The sequence below is a fragment of the Agathobaculum faecis genome, from assembly GCF_014287995.1.
Taxonomy (GTDB): Bacteria; Bacillota; Clostridia; order Oscillospirales; family Butyricicoccaceae; genus Agathobaculum; species Agathobaculum ammoniilyticum.
In genome coordinates, this window is record NZ_JACOPL010000007.1 from 99,230 (window position 1) to 116,431 (window position 17,202).

A 17,202-nucleotide genomic window follows, 5' to 3' on the forward strand; every position below is an offset into this window, starting at 1 on the left:
TTTGATGCGCGCCTTGCGGTGCGTTTTTTTGTGTGCGGTTACTTTTCGTATTGCTCCGCGAGCTGCTGGCTGATGAACTGGCGCGCCGTGCGGGGGGAGCGCCCGTTCCGGCGCAGCGCGAAGCGCTCGGCCAGCAGGTGAAGCTGCTCGCCGGACAGCGCCAGGCCGTTCTCCGCGGCGAGCTGATCGACGATGTACAGGTACTCGTCCTTGTCCGGCACGGAGAACGTGATCTCCAGCCCGAAGCGGTCGGAGAGCGAGGTCACGGTTTCCAGGCTGTCGCGCACGCGCACCTCGTCGCCCTCGCGGTCCGCGAAGGTCTCGCGGATCAGGTGGCGGCGGTTGCTGGTCGCATAGATGACCAGATTGGAGGGCTTACCCGCCAGTCCGCCCTCGATAAAGGCCTTGAGCGCGGCGAAGTTGTCGTCCTCCCGACTGAAGGAGAGGTCGTCCAGGAATACGATGAAGCGGAACGGGGAACGGAGCGTGTCCGCGAAGATGCGCGGGAAGCAGGCGATATGCCGCGGCGACATCTCGATGATCTTCAGGCCGCGCTCGGCGTATTCGTTGACCACCGCCTTGACGGTAGAGGATTTGCCCGTCCCCTTGTCGCCGTAGAGCAGGATGTTGTTGGCCTCGCGACCATCCAGGAACGCGCGGGTATTTTTGAGGATCTGCTGCTTCTGGCGCTCATAGCCGGGCAGGTCGCGCAGGCGGATGGCGTCCGGATGCCCGATCGGCGTCACCGTACCGTCATCCTGTACAGCGAAAGCGGAGGCCTGTGCGAAAAAGCCGTAGCCCTGCGCGCGGTAAAAGCTGGCCAGCGCCGCCCCGTCGCGGAACGGTAGGGGAGCGGCGGCCGGATAATCCGGCAGGTCGCGTAGCGCGGGCATGCGGTATACGCCGGCGGCCGCGGACTTGAGCGTATTGCCGTCCAAGGCGAGCAGGGCGTTGAGCGCCTGGATATCGTGCGTGGCCGCGCCCAGCAGGGTGGCGGAGGGCGCGGCCAGCGTATCGGTCATGGTGTTGACATCAAAATGCACCGCGTCCAGCATGGCGCGGTTGACGTCGCCGCAGGCGAAGATCTGGGCGCACAGCGCGCCGTAGGCCCGCGCGAAATCCGCGTCGTCGGTCTTGAGCGCGTCAAAGACCGCGAGGTAGGACGAGACGAACGGGTGCCGCTGCAGGCCGCGCAGCACGGAAAGCGCCCGCACGCGCAGCGAAAGGATAGAAAGCTCCATTTGTTTCACTTCCAAACTGTATTTTTTCGATCGGTTCCAGCATAACACACTTCGGCGGCTTTTTCAACATAGCATGAGAATAGACTATGCTTGGAGGGAGAGACAAACAATGAGCCAATATGCGCTTTTGATATGCCGCAGCCAGACGGAAGCGATCGGGCTGCGGCGCCATCTGGGCCAGATGGGCGTGCCGGGCGAGGTCGCGCGGCCGCCGCGGCACGAGCGGACTGAGTCGTGCGGCTGGGCGGTGCGCGTCGGGGCGTCGCAGGCGGACGAGGCGGTGCGCCGCCTGCGGCAGCTGGGGCTTTCGCCGTGCCGCGTCATGCCGGACGAGGGGGGCGGCGCATGATCTATCTGGATAACGCCGCGACGACGCTGTATAAGCCGCGCGCGGTGGATGAGGCGGTGCGCCGCGCGATGCACGCGGCGGCAGGCTACGCGCGGGGCGGCTACGCGGCGGCGGCGCGCGCGGGCGAGCTGGTATACGGCTGCCGCGAGCAGGCGGCGGCGCTGTTCGGCGTGCGCGATCCGGCGCGCGTCGTGTTCACGATGAACGCCACGCACGCGCTCAATCTGGCTATTCACGCGCTGGCGAAGCCGGGCATGCGGATCGCAGTCGGCGGATATGAGCACAACGCGGTCATGCGGCCGCTCACGCTGCGCGGGATCGAGCCGGCCGTGCTCGACACCCCGCTCTGGGACGCCGCGGGGATGGAACGGAAAGCGCGGGAAGCGCTGGCTGCGGGGACGGAGCTGTTCATCCTCAACCATGTGTCCAATGTGTTTGGCTTTGCCGCGCCGCTCGACGGGATCGCCGCGCTGCTGGATGCGGCGGGCGTGCCGCTGATTCTCGACGCGTCCCAGTCCGCCGGTATGGTCGGGATCGACGTGCGCCGCCATCCCTGTCTTGCCGCAGTGTGCATGCCCGGCCACAAGGGACTGTACGGGCCGCAGGGTACGGGCATCCTGCTCGCGCTCGACGACCGTATCACGGCCGCGCCGCTGATGGCGGGCGGCACGGGCAGCCTGTCGGAAGAGCCGCGGCAGCCGGATTTCCTACCGGACGCGCTGGAGAGCGGCACGCCCAATGTGCCGGGTATCGCGGGGCTTGCGGCGGGCATCGCGTTTGTGCGCGCGGTCGGCCCGGAGAACATCCTCGCGCATGAACAGGCGCTCCGGCGTGAGTTTGTGCGCGCGCTGGAGCGGGAGGAGCGGATCGAATGCTTTTCCGGCGCGCCGCAGACCGGCGTGCTGTCGCTGCGCGTGCGGGGGATGCCCTGCGAGACCGTGGCGGAGGAGCTGGCGCGGCGGCAGGTCGCGGTGCGCGCGGGCCTGCACTGCGCGCCGCTCGCGCACCGCACGGCCGGCACGGAGGAAACCGGCACCGTGCGCTTCTCTTTCTCCTTTTATTCGACCGCGCGCACGGCGGAGCATGCGGCTGATTTGCTGTGCAAAACCGTAAAAAATCTGTGAATACGCTATACAGGGGAAGCGAATTGTGGTAGTATAGGTAATGTTGAAACCCCGCGTCTCCCCTGCTGTGCGGAGGAATGAAAAATCACAGGACAGGTGGCTTTATGGAGACTTTCCAAAATATTTTCAATACAGCGGCGTTCCAGAATTTCGATTTGCTGTCCTCGCTGCGAAGCAGCGTAAACTCGCTTCAGACAGCGGGCCTGATGGACGTGGTCGACGTTTTGATCGTCGCGTATATCATTTACCGCGTGATGAAGCTGCTCAAGGATACAAGCGCGGCGCGGCTGGTCAAGGGCATCATCGTGCTGCTGCTGGTCATGTTGCTCGCCAGCGTGGCGGGACTGACCACGATTTCGTTTATCCTGCGCAATTCGCTGGGCATCGGCGTGTTCGCCGTGATCGTGATTTTCCAGCCCGAGCTGCGGCGTCTGCTCGAGCAGCTCGGCAAGGGCAACCTGAGCCGCCTGCTCACGCCGGCGGACAACAAGGACGAGATCGAGGAGGCCATCGGCGCGACGGTCGCCGCCTGCGCGGATATGTCCAGAAGCCGGACCGGCGTGCTGATCGTGTTCGAACGGCGGGAGCGCCTCGGCGAGATCGTCGCGACTGGCACCCTGCTGGACGCCGATCCCTCGCCCGAGCTGCTCAAAAACATCTTTTTCAAGAACAGCCCGCTGCATGACGGCGCGCTGATCATGCGCGACGGCCGCATCTGCGCCGCGGGCTGCGTGCTGCCGCTTTCGGGCAGCCAGAACCTGTCCCGCGACCTGGGTACGCGCCACCGCGCGGCGGTTGGCATGAGCGAGTCCTCGGACAGCGTGCTGGTCGTCGTTTCGGAGGAAACGGGCGCGATCTCGGTGGCGATCGGCGGCATGCTCAAGCGCCATCTGTCACCCGAGGTGCTGAAAAAAGTGCTGGAAAGCGAGCTGCTCACTGAGGAAAAGCCGGAAAAGAACCGGCTGACAGCGCTCCGCAACATCTGGAAGGGGGGCGCGGGCAAGTGAGGCAATTCCTGAAAAAGCATGACGTCTGGCTGCGCCTGCTGTCCCTGCTGCTCGCGTTCGTCCTGTGGATCATCGTGCGCGACGCGGATAATCCGGTCAAGCAGAATACCTTTCGGGACATCCCGGTTACCATTACCGGTGAGGAAGAACTGCTGGCGAGCCAGGGCCTGTCGGTGATCGAAAGCACCGCGACCGTGGATGTGGTCGTGGAGGGGCGAAACAACGAGGTAACCGACCCAACGCTGCGGCGCAAGATCACGGCCACGGTCGACGTATCCTCAATCACCGACGGGGCGGGCGAGTATAACCGGCCCGTGCAGGTTGCGGTCAGCAGCGCGGACATCGATCCGGTGCGGGCCAATCCGGTGAGCGTGAGCGTGCTGGTTGATAAGGTGACCACGGTCAGCGTGCCGGTCCGCATCGACGTGACCGGCACGCCCGCGGAGGGGTACCGCGCGGGCAAGGCGGTACCCACGACGACCGAGTCGGTAACGGTCGAGGGGCCGGAGGCCGAGCTGAAAGAGGTCGCTTACGCCTATGCGACGATCAGCGTGGAGGGCGAGAGCCTGACCGTCACCGGTGAGTGCTCGATCGCCCTGTATAACGACGCCGGCGTCCCGATTACGGGGACGCATGTGACCTGCCAGACGGATACGGTCAATGTGCGCGTGCCGCTTTACCCGATCGAGACCATCCCGCTGACCGTTACGCTCAAGGACGGCGAGACGCTCAAGGGCAGCCAGGTGCGCGCGTCTATCAGCCCGCAGAGCGTCAAGGTCCTCGGCGACCAGAACACGCTTGCGGAGCTGACCGAGATCAGCCTGGGCGAGATCGATCTGGACAGCGTCCGGACAGACGTGCCCATCCAAATGGATATCAAGCTGCCGGACAACGTCCGGCTGGACGAGGGACAGCCCTCTACCGCCAGCGTGACCATCACCGTGGCGGATGAAACCGACGGCATTGCGACACGCAAGGTCCAAGTCACGCAGTTCGCCCCGAACGATACCTCGCAGGAGCAGACGCCTTACACGGTCAACGTACTGACCGGATCGGTGGAGATCGAGCTGCGCGGCACGGAGAGCGCGCTCGACCAGGTGGATACCGACGGCTTTTCGATCGGTTTGACCTTTGATTCGGATTCGCTCGGCGCGGGCAGGCATACGGTCAAGGGCGTGGTCGCCGCGACCAGCCTGCCGGCCGGCGTGACCGTGGTGGAAGAGGACGTGGAGGTTGAGATCGAGATTGTGGACAACGGCTCCGGCGGTACGGACGGGGACGCCGCGGCGGGAGCCGCCCCGTCGGATGCGGTCTATCCAGAGGAAAGCGGGGACGGCGCGTGAGCATTCTGGTAAGCAATATCCGCCTGCCGTTTGACGAGCCGGAGGCGCTCGCGCTCGCGCAGGCGCGGCGGCTGACCGGCTTGGACGAGGCGCAGGCGGCGGTGTCCCGCGTGAGCATCGACGCGCGGCGCGGGCGGATCTTCCGCGTATATACGGTGCGCCTGGACGCGCCCGTGGACGAAAAGGCATTTGCAGAAAAGCTGCAAATGCCCTTCGTGCGTTATAAGCCCGATGAAAAAGCGGCCGTTCCGCGCGGCAAGAAGCGGCTGCGGCACCGGCCGGTGGTCATCGGCCTGGGGCCGGCGGGCCTGTTCGCGGCCTATACGCTGTCCAGGCACGGCTACGAGCCGCTGGTGCTGGAGCGCGGCGGCGACCTGGACGCGCGCGACCGCGCGGTGCAGGCGTTCTGGAAGGGCGGCGCGCTCGATCCGGACTGCAATATCCAGTTCGGGGAGGGCGGCGCGGGCGCCTATTCGGACGGTAAGCTGACCACCCGCATCGGCGATCCACTGTGCGACGAGGTGCTGAAAACGCTCGCTGCGCACGGCGCGCCGGAGGATATTGTCAAAAAGGCCAAGCCCCATGTGGGTACGGACATCCTGAAAGACGTTGTGCGCTCCATGCGGCGGGAGATCGTGAGGAACGGCGGGGAGGTGCGCTTTCGGACCCCGCTGACTGGCGTGGATGTGCAGAACGGCGCGCTGCGCGCCATCCGCGCGGCCGGCGGCGAGGTCGCGTGCGAGCGCGCGGTGCTGGCGGTCGGCCACTCGGCGCGCGATACGTTTGTTGCGCTGCATCAAAACGGGGTATACTTTGAACCAAAGGCGTTTTCGGTCGGCGTGCGCATCGAGCATCTGCAAAGCGAGATCGACCGCGCGCTGTACGGGAAATATGCTGGGCATCCGCTGCTGCCGCCCGCGGAATACAACCTTTCCCGACGGGCGGGCGGACGGGCCTGCTACACGTTCTGCATGTGTCCGGGCGGCGTAGTCGTCGCGGCGCAGAGCGAGGAACACACGGTCGTTACCAACGGCATGAGCTATCATGAGCGTAGCGGGAAGAACGCTAATGCGGCAATCGCAGTGTCGGTCGACCCCAAAGACTATGATGACGGCACGCCGTTCGGCGGCGCGTCGCTCCAGCGGCAGATCGAACGCGCGGCTTTCGCGCAGACCGGCTCGTACCGCGCGCCCTGCCAGCGCGTGGGGGACTTCCTTGCCGGTAAGCCGAGCAAGGCCGCAGGCGCGGTGCGGCCCAGCTATCCCATAGGGGTAGAGTACAGCGCGGCTACGGCAAGCCTGCCCGCGTTTGCACAGGATATGCTGCGCGACAGCCTGCCTTTTTTTGGCGGGAAGCTGCGCGGCTTTGACGCGCCGGACGCGCTGCTGACCGGACCGGAGACGCGGACTTCATCTCCCGTGCGTATGACGCGCGGGGACGACCTGTTCGGCCGCGGCTGTGCGGGGCTTATCCCCTGCGGCGAGGGTGCGGGCTACGCGGGCGGCATCATGTCCGCCGCAGTGGACGGCATACGGGCCGCGCACCGCATCATGGAGGAATTTCGGCCAATTATGGATTGAGCGCGCGCCGCGGCGCGCAGGAGCAATATTTTTCAGAACGGAGCGATAACATTGACCCAACAGGGAACGATAAAAAAACTATTGCCCGGCCGTATGGCCGAGGTGGAGGTGACACGCCGGTCGGCGTGCGGGCATGACTGCGCCAAATGCGGCGGCTGCGGCGGTCTGGAGACACAAACCCTGTATGTGACCGCGTTCAACGGCGTGGCGGCGCAGGTGGGCGACCGCGTGCTGCTGGAGGGCGAAACCGGCCGCGTGCTGGGCATCGCGGTGCTGGTCTACCTGCTGCCGGTCGTGCTGTTTTTCATCGGCTACGGGGCGGGAAGCGTGCTGGGAGGCGGCGCGGCGCAGGCCGCAATCTGCGGCGGACTCCTGTTCGCACTGGGTATACTCGGCGCGATGTGGTACAGCCGCCAAATGAAGAAAAAGAACGACGTACCGTTCGCAATCACCCAGCGGCTTTGAATAAATTGTGAATTTTTCCGGCTTTCCTGCGCTTATCTCTTGTCTTATCGGAAAAAGTCCGGTAAAATAGATTGAATGTGAAAAGCGTGCGCGCAGCACGCGGCGCGAAAGGGTTTTGTGATGTTTGGCTTTATCCGTCCGGTCAAATCCGAGCTGCGGGTCAGGGAGGCCGACCGGTTCCAGCAGGTATACTGCGGCCTATGCCATGCGATCCGTGCGCGGTACGGCCGGTTCTATACGCTGTTCCTGAGCTACGACATGACGTTCTTCGTCCTTGTTGCCGGAGCGGAGCGGGAGGGGACGCCGCCGCCCTGCAGGAAGCGGTGCGACGCGCATCCGCTGCTCAAGCGCCCCTGCGCCGCACCCGACGACGCGCTTGCGCTTGCGGCCGATGTGAGCGTGCTGCTCTCCTATCATAAATTCCGAGACAGCTTGGCGGATGAAAAGGGCGCGAAGCGGCTGCTGGCATGGCTGCTGTGCGGCCTGGGGAAGCGCGGCTATCAAAGGGCGCGCGCGCGTCTGCCGGACGCGGACCGCGAGATCGTGGCGGCGCTGGACGACCTGCAGGCGATAGAGCGCGAAAAATGCCCGTCCATGGATCGCGCGGCGGACGCCTCGGCGCGCATGACCGCGGCTGTGGTCCCCCGCACGGGGGACGCGCGCGAGCGCGTGCTGCGGCAGATGTTTTACCATATCGGGCGGTGGGTATACCTGCTCGACGCCGCGCAGGACGTGGCGGAGGATCTGGAACAGGGCAATTACAATCCGGTGGTGCTGCGCTATGACCTGCGCACGCCGGATTTGACAGAGATAAAGGATGCGCTCGAGCGGACGCTCGAACGCTCCCTCGCTGACGTCTGCATGGCGTTCGACCTGCTGGACGCGCAGCGCGACGCGGAGCTGATCCGCAATATTATTTTTCTCGGTATGCCGCTCGTCACGCGACAGGTGCTCGACGGAACGTACCAAACGAACGGAGGATGGGGCAAACATGGATCCCTATAAAGTGCTGGGCGTCACGCCACAGACAAGCGACGACGACGTCAAGCGCGCATATCGGGAGTTGGCGCGCAAATATCACCCGGACAATTATATCAATAACCCGCTGGCCGACCTTGCCGAGGCGCGTATGAAAGAGATCAACGAAGCCTACGACATGATTATGAACGAGCGGTCGGGCAAAGCCGGCGGCGCGGGCGGCCAGCAATACGGCGGGCAGCAGTATGGCGGCGGCCAGCAGCGCGCGTATTCCGGCGCGAACGCGGCGTTGTACAGCCAGGTGCGGCAGGCGATCAACCAGGGCAACCTGGGCCTGGCCGAACAGCTGCTGCAGCGGTCGAGCGCGCGGGACGCGGAGTGGTTCTACCTGATGGGTACGGTCTATTACCGCAAGGGCTGGTATGACGAGGCGATGCGCGCCTATACGCAGGCCTGCCAGATGGACCCCTCTAACATGGAGTACCGCACGGCGCTCAACAATCTGAACATGTCGGGCGGCTATGGCGGCTACCGGCCCATGCAGGAGGCCAACATGTGCGATATGTGTATGCAGCTGGCGATTTGTAACTGCTGTATGAACATGTGCTGCAACGCGGGCTGCTGATATGGGAGCGCGGGATATTGCACGGGGCGGCCTACTCGCGGCGGTCGCGTTCGTGTTGCTTTATCTGGGCGGGGTATCGCCCTATGCCGCGGTTGCGGCCTGCATCGCCGCGGGTGTGACGAGCGCGGTTCCACTGATCCGTCATGCGCGGGTTCGTCTCGCGGTACTGCTGTATCTGGCGGTTTCGGTGCTCAGCTTGCTGCTGGTGCCGCGAAAAAGTGTAGCGGCAGCTTATGTACTGTTCTGTGGGCTGTACCCCATCATAAAATACTGGGTCGAGTGCTATGCGCCTCGCCGCATGCAGATGGGTATTAAGCTTGCTTATTTTAACCTTATGCTGCTGGCGGCGGCCGCGCTGGCCGTGTTCGTGTTTGTTCCACAGCTTGCCGTCACTGGCCTGGGTTGGGTCGCGGCATTGTGGTTTGCGGCCAATGCTGTATTTTTGATGTATGATGTGGCGTTGTCACGGCTGATCGCCTTGTTGCGCAGAAGCCTGCCGCCCGACTGAAAAGAGGGAACGTAACATGAAGAGTATGACCGGCTATGGCCGTGCCAGGGAACAACTGGACGGGAAAACGATCACGGTCGAGCTGCGCGCGGTCAATCACCGCTATCTGGACTGCACGGTCAAGGCGCCGCGTCAGTACGGCTTTCTGGATGAAGCAGTAAAAAAAGCAGCCGCGTCGCGCATCTCGCGCGGCAAGGTTGAGGTGTTTGTGGGCGTCGAGGTGCAGGAGGGCGGCGATGTGGCCGTTACGGTCAATCATGCGCTGGCCGAGCGTTATCTGGACGCCCTGCATGAGATCGCGGACAAATACGGCCTGCGGGATGACGTGACCGTGACGAGTCTGGCCAAAATGCCCGACGTTTTAGGCTCCGAACGCATCGAGCAGGACGCGGACGCCATGATCCGCGACGTGACCGCCGTGTTTGAAAAGGCCTGCGCCGGCTTTGATGAGATGCGCCTGCGCGAGGGCGAAAAGCTCGCGGAGGATGTCAAAGGCCGTTGCGCGGCCATCGGGCGCATGGTGGGCGAGGTGGAGGCCCGCTCACCGGAGCGCGTGCGCGAATATCGGGAAAAGCTGCTTGCGCGCATGCAGGAGGTGCTGGCGGACACCAGCATCGACGAGACGCGCATCCTGACCGAGGCGGCGGTCTATGCCGACAAGACCGCGGTGGATGAGGAGACCGTCCGCCTGCGCAGCCATCTGCACCAGCTTGACGCCATGCTGCGCGAAACGCAGCCGGTGGGCCGCAAGCTGGACTTCCTTGTGCAGGAGATGAACCGCGAGGCCAATACGATCGGTTCCAAGGCGAACGATGTAGAGATGGCGCGCATCGTGGTGGATATCAAAAGCGAGATCGAGAAGATACGCGAGCAGATACAGAATATTGAGTAAAAGGTCATAAAAGGGGGCAGCGCGGGTGAAGCTCATCAATATCGGTTTTGGAAATATGGTCGCCTCTTCGCGGCTGATCGCGATCGTCAGTCCGGAGTCCGCGCCGGTCAAGCGCACTATACAGGAGGCGCGCGACCGCGGCATGGTGATCGACGGCACCTACGGCCGCCGGACCCGCGCCGTGCTCATTATGGACAGCGACCATGTGGTCCTGTCCGCCCTGCAGCCGGAAACCGTTGCCGCGCGCTTCGCGGGCGACAGCGAGGAAGGGGGGAGCGAGGATGAATAAGGGTACTCTGTATGTGTTTACCGGCCCTTCCGGAGCGGGAAAGGGTACGCTGCTTTCCCGTCTGATGGCCGAGGATGACCGCCTGTTTTATTCGATCTCCGCGACCACGCGCGCGCCGCGCTCGGGCGAAACGGACGGGGTGCAGTACTACTTCCTGACCCGCGCGGATTTTGAGCGGAAGATAGCGCAGAACGCTTTTCTGGAGCACGCCCGATATGTGGATAATTATTACGGCACACTCGAAGCGCCGGTCAACGAAAAGCTGGCCGAGGGGTACGATGTGATTCTGGAGATCGAGGTGCAGGGCGCGATGCAGGTGCATCAGAAGCGTCCGGACGCGGTGATGGTGTTTATCGCGCCCCCGTCGTTCGAGGAGCTGGCCGCGCGGCTGCGCGGACGCGGCACAGAGGACGAGGAAAAGGTGCGAAAGCGCCTGGAAACCGCGAAAGAGGAACTGAAAAGCAGGGACAGGTTCGATTATGTCGTCGTCAATGACGAGATCGACCGCGCGGTGCGCGAGCTGCAGGGCATTCTGGCGGCGCGGCGTACATAACGCGCAGATCATGAGCATAAATAATACAAAGGGTAATATAAGGAGAATGGATTACAATGCTGAAACCTTCGATGCAGGAATTGATGAAACGTGTGGGCAACCGCTATCTGCTGGTCAACCTCGCGGCGCAGCGCGCTCGCGATATCGCTGACCAGGCAGAGGAAACGGGCGAGCAGCTTTCCGATAAGGCGGTCAAGCTGGCGCTGGACGAGATCGCCGCAGGGGAAGTAGTGTACCGCCCAGGACCGCGCACTGCGCCGGTCATCGTCAAGAACAACGCGATCGCGGCTGCGATGGTGGATGTGGACGATTCGATCGATCTGGACGAAGACGAGGACGAGGAAGGCGCCGAGCGTGAGGAGGACGAGGAGGAGGATGACCGCCGCCTCGACGAGTTCGACGACCATGAGCTGGACGACGGCGACGTACCGGAAGAGGACCGGTAAGCCATGCGCGTGAGCGGAAAGACCGTAGTTCTGTGCGTGACCGGCGGCATCGCGGCGTATAAGGCCGCCGACCTGACCAGCAAGCTGCGGCAGGCCGGCGCGCAGGTGCGCGTGCTGATGACCGAGTCGGCCACGCAGTTTATCGCTCCCATGACGTTTGAAACCCTGTCCGGCTACCGGACGGTCGTGGATACGTTCGATCGCAGCTTCGCGTGGGAGGTCGAGCATATCTCGCTGGCCAAGGCGGCGGATGTGTTTGTGATCGCGCCCGCGACCGCAAACGTCATTGCCAAGGCCGCGCACGGCATCGCGGATGATATGGTGACGACGACGCTTCTGGCGACCCGCGCGCCGGTCGTGGTAGCGCCCGCAATGAATACGGGCATGTACGATAATCCGGTCACGCAGCAGAACCTGCGGACGCTGCGCGAACGGGGCTTCCATATCATCGATCCGGCGGCGGGCCATCTCGCCTGTGGCGACACCGGCCGCGGCAAGCTGCCGGACACGCCCGCGCTGCTCTGGGGCATTGAAAAAGCGCTCACCCCGCAGGATCTCGCGGGGCGGCGCGTGCTGGTCACCGCTGGACCGACGCAGGAGGCGATGGATCCGGTCCGTTTCCTGTCCAACCACTCCACAGGCAAGATGGGCTACGCGGTAGCGGCGCGCGCGGCGCTGCGCGGCGCGGAGACAACGCTGGTTTCCGGACCGACCGCGCTTGACACGCCGGCGGGCGTTCAGCGGGTGGATGTGGTTTCAGCGTGCGAAATGTACGACGCGGTCGTATCCCGCGCGGCGGAGCAGGATATGATCGTCAAGGCGGCCGCGGTGGGGGATTACCGCCCCGCGGAGACCGCGGCGGAAAAGCTCAAGAAGGGCGAGGGGGAGCTGACGCTCGCGCTGGCGCGCAATCCGGACATCCTGGCCGAGCTGGGGCGTAAAAAGCGCCCCGGGCAGTTGCTCTGCGGCTTCGCGATGGAAACCCAGAGCCTGTTGGAGAACGCCGCGGAGAAGCTGCGGCGGAAAAACTGCGATATGTTGGTGGCCAACTCCCTGCGCGACGCGGGCGCGGGCTTCGGCACGGATACCAACGTCGCGACGCTCCTGTTTGCGGATGGGCGGCGCGAGACCCCGCCTCTGATGAGCAAGGAAGCGCTCGCGGACGTGATTTTGGACCGGCTGCTCGCGATGCGGCAGGCGCGGGCGTGACCGCCCGCCGCGGGGATGGGATGCGTGTCCCCGCATGGCGGATATCAGGCGCATAAGGAGGCGTATCCATTGGCGGAAAAAATCTGCGCGGTCGCCGTGGATGCGGCGACCTATGCGATCGACAAGCTATATTCCTACCGTGTGCCGGACGAGCTGCGGGAACAGGTGCGGATTGGCACCCGTGTTCTCGTGCCGTTCGGCTTTGGCAATAAACGGGCGGAAGCGGTCGTACTCGCGTTCCGGAAGGACGACGGCGGGCATCCGCTCAAGCCCGTGGTGGAGGTGCTGGACGACGCGCCGGTGCTGGACGCGCGGCAGCTCAAGCTGGCCGCGTGGATGCGTGAGCGGCTGTACTGCACCTATTTCGACTGTGTGCGCGTCATGCTGCCCGCCGGGCTGTGGTTCAAGCGGAACGAAACCTACACGCTTGCGCCGGATGCCGACCTCGCCGCGCTGCGGGCGCGCGAAGGCGAGGCGGGCGCGGTGCTCGCGCTGTTCGACCGGCCGGGGCAGACGCTTGCGGCCTCGGATATCCGGCAGCGGCTGGGCGGCAGAAGCATGACCCGTGTGCTGGACGCGCTGGCAGGCGAGGGCGTGCTGACCTATCGCAGCAATACCGCCCAGCGGTCGGGCGATAAGACCGAACGGATGCTTTCCCTGGACGTGGAGGCCGGCGCTGCGGCGGCTCGGATCGGCCGGCGTAGCCCCGCGCGGCTGGATGTGGTGTCCATCCTTGCGGATGGCGGCTGGATGAGCTGGAAAGAGCTTTGCTACATGACGGGCGTATCCGACGCCGCGCTGCGCGATATGGTCAAAAAAGGGCTGCTGCGTATGCGGCACGAGGAGCGGCTGCGCGCGCCGGATTTTTCCGAGGTGCCGAAAGCCGCGCCGCCGGTGCTAAGCACGCAGCAGCAGCAGGCGTTCGACGGGCTTGCCGCGCTTCTGGACGAAAGGACGCCGCGCGCCGCGCTGCTGTTCGGCGTAACGGGGAGCGGCAAGACGCAGGTTTACCTGAAGCTGATTGCCAGAGCGCTGGGGCAGGGACGCGGCGCGATCGTGCTGGTGCCTGAAATCGGGCTGACGCCGCAGGTATTGCGCCAGTTTGCGGCTCAGTTCGGGGATGAGGTTGCGGTGCTGCATTCCGCGCTTTCGGTCGGAGAGCGGTACGACAGCTTCAAAAAGATACAGTCCGGCCGCGCGCGCGTGGTGATCGGCACGCGGTCGGCGGTGTTCGCGCCGGTGAAAGACCTCGGCATCCTGATTATCGACGAGGAGCAGGACGGGGCGTACCGGTCCGAGCAGTCCCCGCGCTACCACGCGCGGGACGTAGCCAAGTACCGCGCCGCGCAGGAGAACGCGCTGCTCGTATTCGGCTCCGCGACCCCGTCGGTCGAGACCTATTACGGCTCCCAGCAGGGGAAATATCCGGTGTTTACACTCAGCGAGCGGTTCCTCGGCGCGGGGCTGCCGGATGTGCTGATCGCCGATATGCGCGGCCTGGCCCGAGAGGGACGGGGGGGCGTGATCGGTCCGCAGTTGGAAAGCGAGCTGATCGGCGCGCTCGGGCGGGGAAAGCAGGCGATCCTGTTCCTCAACCGGCGCGGCAACAGCCGCGTGATCGGCTGCGCGATCTGCGGCTGGGTTCCGGAATGCCCGTCCTGTTCAACCAGCATGACCTATCATTCGGCCTCCGGACGGGCGATGTGTCATTACTGCGGGGCGTCGGTCAGGATCACCGGAAGGTGTCCGGCCTGCGGCGGGGAAAGCCTGTTTACCGAAACGCCCGGCACGCAGAAAGTTGAGCAGGAGCTGCATGAGAAATTCCCAGCCGCGCGCGTGCTGCGTATGGACGCGGACACCATGCACACCAAGGGCGCACATGAAAAGCTGCTTGCGCAGTTCGCCAAGGGCGAGGCGGATATCCTGCTCGGCACCCAGATGGTGACCAAGGGGCTGGATTTTGAAAACGTCACGCTGGTCGGCGTGCTGGACGCGGACCAGAGCCTGTATGCGCAGGATTACCGCGCGCGTGAGCGCACGTTTTCGCTCATCACGCAGGTGGTGGGGCGCGCGGGACGGCGGTTCGATACCGGAAAGGCGGTCATTCAGACTTACAGCCCCACGCATCCGGTCATCCTGGCTGCAGCGCGGCAGGATTATGAGGCGTTTTTCGAGCGCGAGCTGGAAACCCGCCAGGCGCTGCGGTGTCCGCCGGTATGCGACCTGACCGTGCTGACCGCGGCGGGTGAGGTCGAGCAGCAGGTGTTGAAAAGCCTGCTCGCCCTCAAGGCCCGCCTGCAAAGCCTGATGGAAGGGCAGTACGCAGATGTAAAGGCACCGGTGCTGGGGCCGGCGGCGGCGCAGGTGGTGCGGGTGATGGGGCGCTACCGCTATCACCTGACCATGCGCGCGAGGAACACCGCGCGGTGGCGCTCGCTGATCGCGGGCGTGCTGCGCGAATTCCTGCTTGACAGCAAAAACCGCGGCGTGACCGTGTTTGCGGATGAAAATCCGGACTTGTAGCACGCCGCGCAGGAGAGAAACGATTATGGAACAACAATGGACCATCCGGCTGTCAGCGCCACAGGACGCGGCCGCGCTGCTGGATATTTACACGCCGTACATCACGGATACGGCCGTAACCTTTGAATATGACGTACCCACGGCGGAGGAATTCGCCGCGCGGGTACGGGAGATATCCGCCTGGTACCCCTATCTGGTGTGCGAGCGGGCGGGGGAAATCGCGGGCTATGCCTATGCGCACCGCCTGCGCGAGCGGGCGGCATACGACTGGGCCGCCGAACTGTCCGTATATCTGGCGCGCGGGATGCAGGGGAAAGGGCTGGGTACTATGCTGTACCGCTGCCTGATCGAGCTGCTTGGGCTGCAGCATTTGCGCGGCCTGTACGGCTGCGTCACGCTGCCGAATGAAAAAAGCGAGCGGCTGCACAGAAAGCTTGGCTTTGTGGACGCGGGGATATGGCGCGCGTCGGGCTGGAAGGCTGGCACATGGCATGATGTCGGCTGGTTTGAAAAGCGTCTCGGCGGCGCGGGCGCGCCCGAACCGGTGATCGCTTTCCCGTTGCTGGACGAAAAGAAGATACAGGAATGTTTGCAACGCTACACGGAAATGCTGAATATGGAGGAATGAAACGCTATGGCACTTCGTAAAATTCTGACGCAGGGCGACGAGCAGCTTTTGAAGCGCAGCCGCAAGGTGGAAAAGTTCGACGCGCGCCTGCATACCCTGATCGACGATATGCGCGAAACGCTCGAGAATTCGGGCGGCGTGGGGCTGGCTGCGCCGCAGGTCGGCGTGCTGCGCCGCGTGGTCGTGCTGCTGGACGTGAACCAGGAGCCGGAAGAGATGGTCGAGCTGGTCAACCCCGAGGTGGTTGAGCAGAGCGGCGAGCAGCGCATCGTGGAGGGCTGCCTGTCCGTGCCGGGCGTGTACGGCTACGTCACCCGCCCAACCTGGGCCAGGATCCGCGCGCAGGACCGCGACGGCAACTGGTTCGAGCGCGAGGGCGAGGGCATCGTTGCCCAGTGCTTCTGCCATGAGACCGAGCATCTGGACGGACATCTGTTCACCGAAAAGGTGGAGGAGTATGTGGACATCGAGGAGCTGCAGCGCGAAGACGGGGAAGAGGGCGAGCCGGAATGAGGCTTGTGTTTATGGGCACGCCGGATTTCGCCGTGCCGAGCCTGCGTGCATTGCTCGACGCGGGGCATGAGGTGTGCGCGGTGTATACCCAGCCGGATAAGCCGCAGGGCCGCAGGCAGGTACTGACCGCGCCGCCGGTCAAGGAGCTGGCGCTCGCGCGCGGCATTCCGGTCTGCCAGCCCGCGACGCTGAAAAACGAGGACGAGCAGGAACGGCTGCGCGCGCTCGCGCCGGAGGCGGTCATCGTGGTGGCGTACGGCAAGCTGCTGCCGCGGGCAGTGCTGGACATCCCGCCGCGCGGGTGCATCAACGTACACGGCTCGCTGCTGCCGCGCTGGCGCGGTGCGGCGCCTATCCAGTGGTCGGTCATCGCGGGCGACGAAAAGGCCGGTGTGACCACCATGCAGATGGCCGAGGGGCTGGATACCGGCGGTATGCTGCTGACCTATGAGACACCGATCGGCGCGCGGGAGACCGCGGGCGAGCTGTTCGACCGGCTGGCACAGGCGGGCGCGGCGCTGCTGATCGAGACGCTGGAGCGGCTGGACCGTATCACACCCGTCCCGCAGGACGACAGCCGAAGCTGCTATGCGCATATGCTGGATAAGCAGATGGCGGTGATCGACTGGACCAAGCCCGCGCGCGCCGTGGACTGCCTGATCCGCGGGCTCAACCCCTGGCCGGTCGCGCTGACCACGCTCGCGGGCGCGCGGCTCAAGGTATACGCCGCCGAGCCGGTTTCCGGACACGGCCGGCCGGGCGAGGTGCTGGAAAGCGACCCGAAAAAGGGCCTCACCGTTGCGTGTGGCGAGGGCGCGCTCCGGCTGACCGAGATCCAGCCCGTTGGCGGCAAACGCATGGGATGCGCGGATTTCCTGCGCGGTCATGCGGTGGAGAAGGGAAACTTTTTAGGCAGATAAAGGAGTAGC

19 protein-coding genes are annotated in these 17,202 nt (G+C 64.6%); 18 read left to right on the forward strand and 1 reads right to left on the reverse strand.

Annotated features, from left to right (window positions below):
• Positions 1–38: 38 nt before the first annotated feature.
• Positions 39–1,241 carry an ATP-binding protein gene (locus H8S45_RS08800; protein WP_054327472.1) on the reverse strand — a complete coding sequence of 401 codons (1,203 nt, stop codon included), beginning with the start codon at positions 1,239–1,241 and terminating at the stop codon, positions 39–41.
• Between the two features lie 109 nt (positions 1,242–1,350).
• Between H8S45_RS08800 and H8S45_RS08805 the strand changes: the two genes are divergently transcribed.
• From H8S45_RS08805 to fmt, 18 genes are all read left to right on the forward strand, one after another.
• Positions 1,351–1,590 (forward strand): DUF3343 domain-containing protein, encoded by a 240-nt coding sequence (locus H8S45_RS08805; protein WP_054327471.1) that lies wholly within the window; start codon positions 1,351–1,353, stop codon positions 1,588–1,590.
• Positions 1,587–2,714: an aminotransferase class V-fold PLP-dependent enzyme gene (locus H8S45_RS08810; RefSeq protein ID WP_147574191.1), complete on the forward strand. Its 1,128-nt coding sequence runs from the start codon at positions 1,587–1,589 to the stop codon at positions 2,712–2,714. Before H8S45_RS08805 ends, H8S45_RS08810 begins: the two co-directional genes overlap by 4 nt.
• 104 nt (positions 2,715–2,818) lie before the next feature.
• Complete coding sequence (gene cdaA, locus H8S45_RS08815; RefSeq protein WP_054326659.1) at positions 2,819–3,721, forward strand: diadenylate cyclase CdaA; 903 nt, start codon at positions 2,819–2,821, stop codon at positions 3,719–3,721.
• On the forward strand, positions 3,718–5,064 hold the full coding sequence (locus H8S45_RS08820) for a CdaR family protein (RefSeq protein ID WP_054326660.1): 1,347 nt from the start codon (positions 3,718–3,720) through the stop codon (positions 5,062–5,064). Before cdaA ends, H8S45_RS08820 begins: the two co-directional genes overlap by 4 nt.
• The gene (locus H8S45_RS08825; RefSeq protein ID WP_186949957.1) at positions 5,061–6,644 is read left to right on the forward strand and encodes an NAD(P)/FAD-dependent oxidoreductase; all 1,584 of its coding nucleotides are present in this window, start codon (positions 5,061–5,063) and stop codon (positions 6,642–6,644) included. Before H8S45_RS08820 ends, H8S45_RS08825 begins: the two co-directional genes overlap by 4 nt.
• Before the next feature lie 51 nt (positions 6,645–6,695).
• Positions 6,696–7,109 (forward strand): SoxR reducing system RseC family protein, encoded by a 414-nt coding sequence (locus H8S45_RS08830; RefSeq protein WP_147574193.1) that lies wholly within the window; start codon positions 6,696–6,698, stop codon positions 7,107–7,109.
• Positions 7,110–7,229: 120 nt separating this feature from the next.
• Entirely contained in the window at positions 7,230–8,114 is an 885-nt protein-coding gene (locus H8S45_RS08835; RefSeq protein WP_054326662.1) for a DUF5685 family protein, read from the forward strand.
• Positions 8,101–8,712, forward strand: coding sequence for a J domain-containing protein (locus tag H8S45_RS08840; RefSeq protein WP_054326663.1), 612 nt, complete (start codon positions 8,101–8,103; stop codon positions 8,710–8,712). Before H8S45_RS08835 ends, H8S45_RS08840 begins: the two co-directional genes overlap by 14 nt.
• Position 8,713: 1 nt before the next feature.
• On the forward strand, positions 8,714–9,220 hold the full coding sequence (locus H8S45_RS08845; protein WP_054326664.1) for a hypothetical protein: 507 nt from the start codon (positions 8,714–8,716) through the stop codon (positions 9,218–9,220).
• Between the two features lie 16 nt (positions 9,221–9,236).
• Entirely contained in the window at positions 9,237–10,112 is an 876-nt protein-coding gene (locus tag H8S45_RS08850) for a YicC/YloC family endoribonuclease (protein WP_054326665.1), read from the forward strand.
• 25 nt (positions 10,113–10,137) lie between these two features.
• Entirely contained in the window at positions 10,138–10,401 is a 264-nt protein-coding gene (gene remA, locus H8S45_RS08855) for an extracellular matrix/biofilm regulator RemA (RefSeq protein WP_082396900.1), read from the forward strand.
• Positions 10,394–10,954 (forward strand): guanylate kinase, encoded by a 561-nt coding sequence (gene gmk, locus H8S45_RS08860; protein WP_054326666.1) that lies wholly within the window; start codon positions 10,394–10,396, stop codon positions 10,952–10,954. The genes remA and gmk overlap by 8 nt, the downstream gene beginning before the upstream one ends.
• A gap of 56 nt (positions 10,955–11,010) precedes the next feature.
• Positions 11,011–11,400 carry a DNA-directed RNA polymerase subunit omega gene (rpoZ, locus tag H8S45_RS08865; RefSeq protein WP_176564525.1) on the forward strand — a complete coding sequence of 130 codons (390 nt, stop codon included), beginning with the start codon at positions 11,011–11,013 and terminating at the stop codon, positions 11,398–11,400.
• 3 nt (positions 11,401–11,403) lie between these two features.
• The gene (coaBC, locus tag H8S45_RS08870) at positions 11,404–12,609 is read left to right on the forward strand and encodes a bifunctional phosphopantothenoylcysteine decarboxylase/phosphopantothenate--cysteine ligase CoaBC (protein WP_054326667.1); all 1,206 of its coding nucleotides are present in this window, start codon (positions 11,404–11,406) and stop codon (positions 12,607–12,609) included.
• A 69-nt stretch (positions 12,610–12,678) separates the two neighbouring features.
• The gene (gene priA / locus H8S45_RS08875) at positions 12,679–15,132 is read left to right on the forward strand and encodes a replication restart helicase PriA (RefSeq protein ID WP_243182425.1); all 2,454 of its coding nucleotides are present in this window, start codon (positions 12,679–12,681) and stop codon (positions 15,130–15,132) included.
• 25 nt (positions 15,133–15,157) lie between these two features.
• Positions 15,158–15,760, forward strand: a complete 603-nt coding sequence (locus H8S45_RS08880; protein ID WP_054326668.1) for a GNAT family N-acetyltransferase — start codon at positions 15,158–15,160, stop codon at positions 15,758–15,760.
• 6 nt (positions 15,761–15,766) lie between these two features.
• Positions 15,767–16,273 carry a peptide deformylase gene (gene def, locus H8S45_RS08885; RefSeq protein ID WP_054326669.1) on the forward strand — a complete coding sequence of 169 codons (507 nt, stop codon included), beginning with the start codon at positions 15,767–15,769 and terminating at the stop codon, positions 16,271–16,273.
• Positions 16,270–17,193: a methionyl-tRNA formyltransferase gene (fmt, locus tag H8S45_RS08890; RefSeq protein WP_054326670.1), complete on the forward strand. Its 924-nt coding sequence runs from the start codon at positions 16,270–16,272 to the stop codon at positions 17,191–17,193. Before def ends, fmt begins: the two co-directional genes overlap by 4 nt.
• The last annotated feature ends 9 nt before the right edge of the window (positions 17,194–17,202 follow it).

What these genes read in the sequence shown, in the direction of transcription:
- H8S45_RS08880 (WP_054326668.1), top strand. Translation starts at nt 15,158, where the DNA reads ATGGAACAACAATGGACCATCCGGCTGTCAGCGCCACAGGACGCGGCC.
- def (WP_054326669.1), top strand. Translation starts at nt 15,767, where the DNA reads ATGGCACTTCGTAAAATTCTGACGCAGGGCGACGAGCAGCTTTTGAAG.
- H8S45_RS08805 (WP_054327471.1), top strand. Translation starts at nt 1,351, where the DNA reads ATGAGCCAATATGCGCTTTTGATATGCCGCAGCCAGACGGAAGCGATC.
- cdaA (WP_054326659.1), top strand. Translation starts at nt 2,819, where the DNA reads ATGGAGACTTTCCAAAATATTTTCAATACAGCGGCGTTCCAGAATTTC.
- H8S45_RS08800 (WP_054327472.1), bottom strand. Translation starts at nt 1,241, where the DNA reads ATGGAGCTTTCTATCCTTTCGCTGCGCGTGCGGGCGCTTTCCGTGCTG.
- gmk (WP_054326666.1), top strand. Translation starts at nt 10,394, where the DNA reads ATGAATAAGGGTACTCTGTATGTGTTTACCGGCCCTTCCGGAGCGGGA.
- fmt (WP_054326670.1), top strand. Translation starts at nt 16,270, where the DNA reads ATGAGGCTTGTGTTTATGGGCACGCCGGATTTCGCCGTGCCGAGCCTG.
- H8S45_RS08845 (WP_054326664.1), top strand. Translation starts at nt 8,714, where the DNA reads ATGGGAGCGCGGGATATTGCACGGGGCGGCCTACTCGCGGCGGTCGCG.
- H8S45_RS08835 (WP_054326662.1), top strand. Translation starts at nt 7,230, where the DNA reads ATGTTTGGCTTTATCCGTCCGGTCAAATCCGAGCTGCGGGTCAGGGAG.
- H8S45_RS08850 (WP_054326665.1), top strand. Translation starts at nt 9,237, where the DNA reads ATGAAGAGTATGACCGGCTATGGCCGTGCCAGGGAACAACTGGACGGG.
- rpoZ (WP_176564525.1), top strand. Translation starts at nt 11,011, where the DNA reads ATGCTGAAACCTTCGATGCAGGAATTGATGAAACGTGTGGGCAACCGC.
- coaBC (WP_054326667.1), top strand. Translation starts at nt 11,404, where the DNA reads ATGCGCGTGAGCGGAAAGACCGTAGTTCTGTGCGTGACCGGCGGCATC.
- H8S45_RS08840 (WP_054326663.1), top strand. Translation starts at nt 8,101, where the DNA reads ATGGATCCCTATAAAGTGCTGGGCGTCACGCCACAGACAAGCGACGAC.
- H8S45_RS08810 (WP_147574191.1), top strand. Translation starts at nt 1,587, where the DNA reads ATGATCTATCTGGATAACGCCGCGACGACGCTGTATAAGCCGCGCGCG.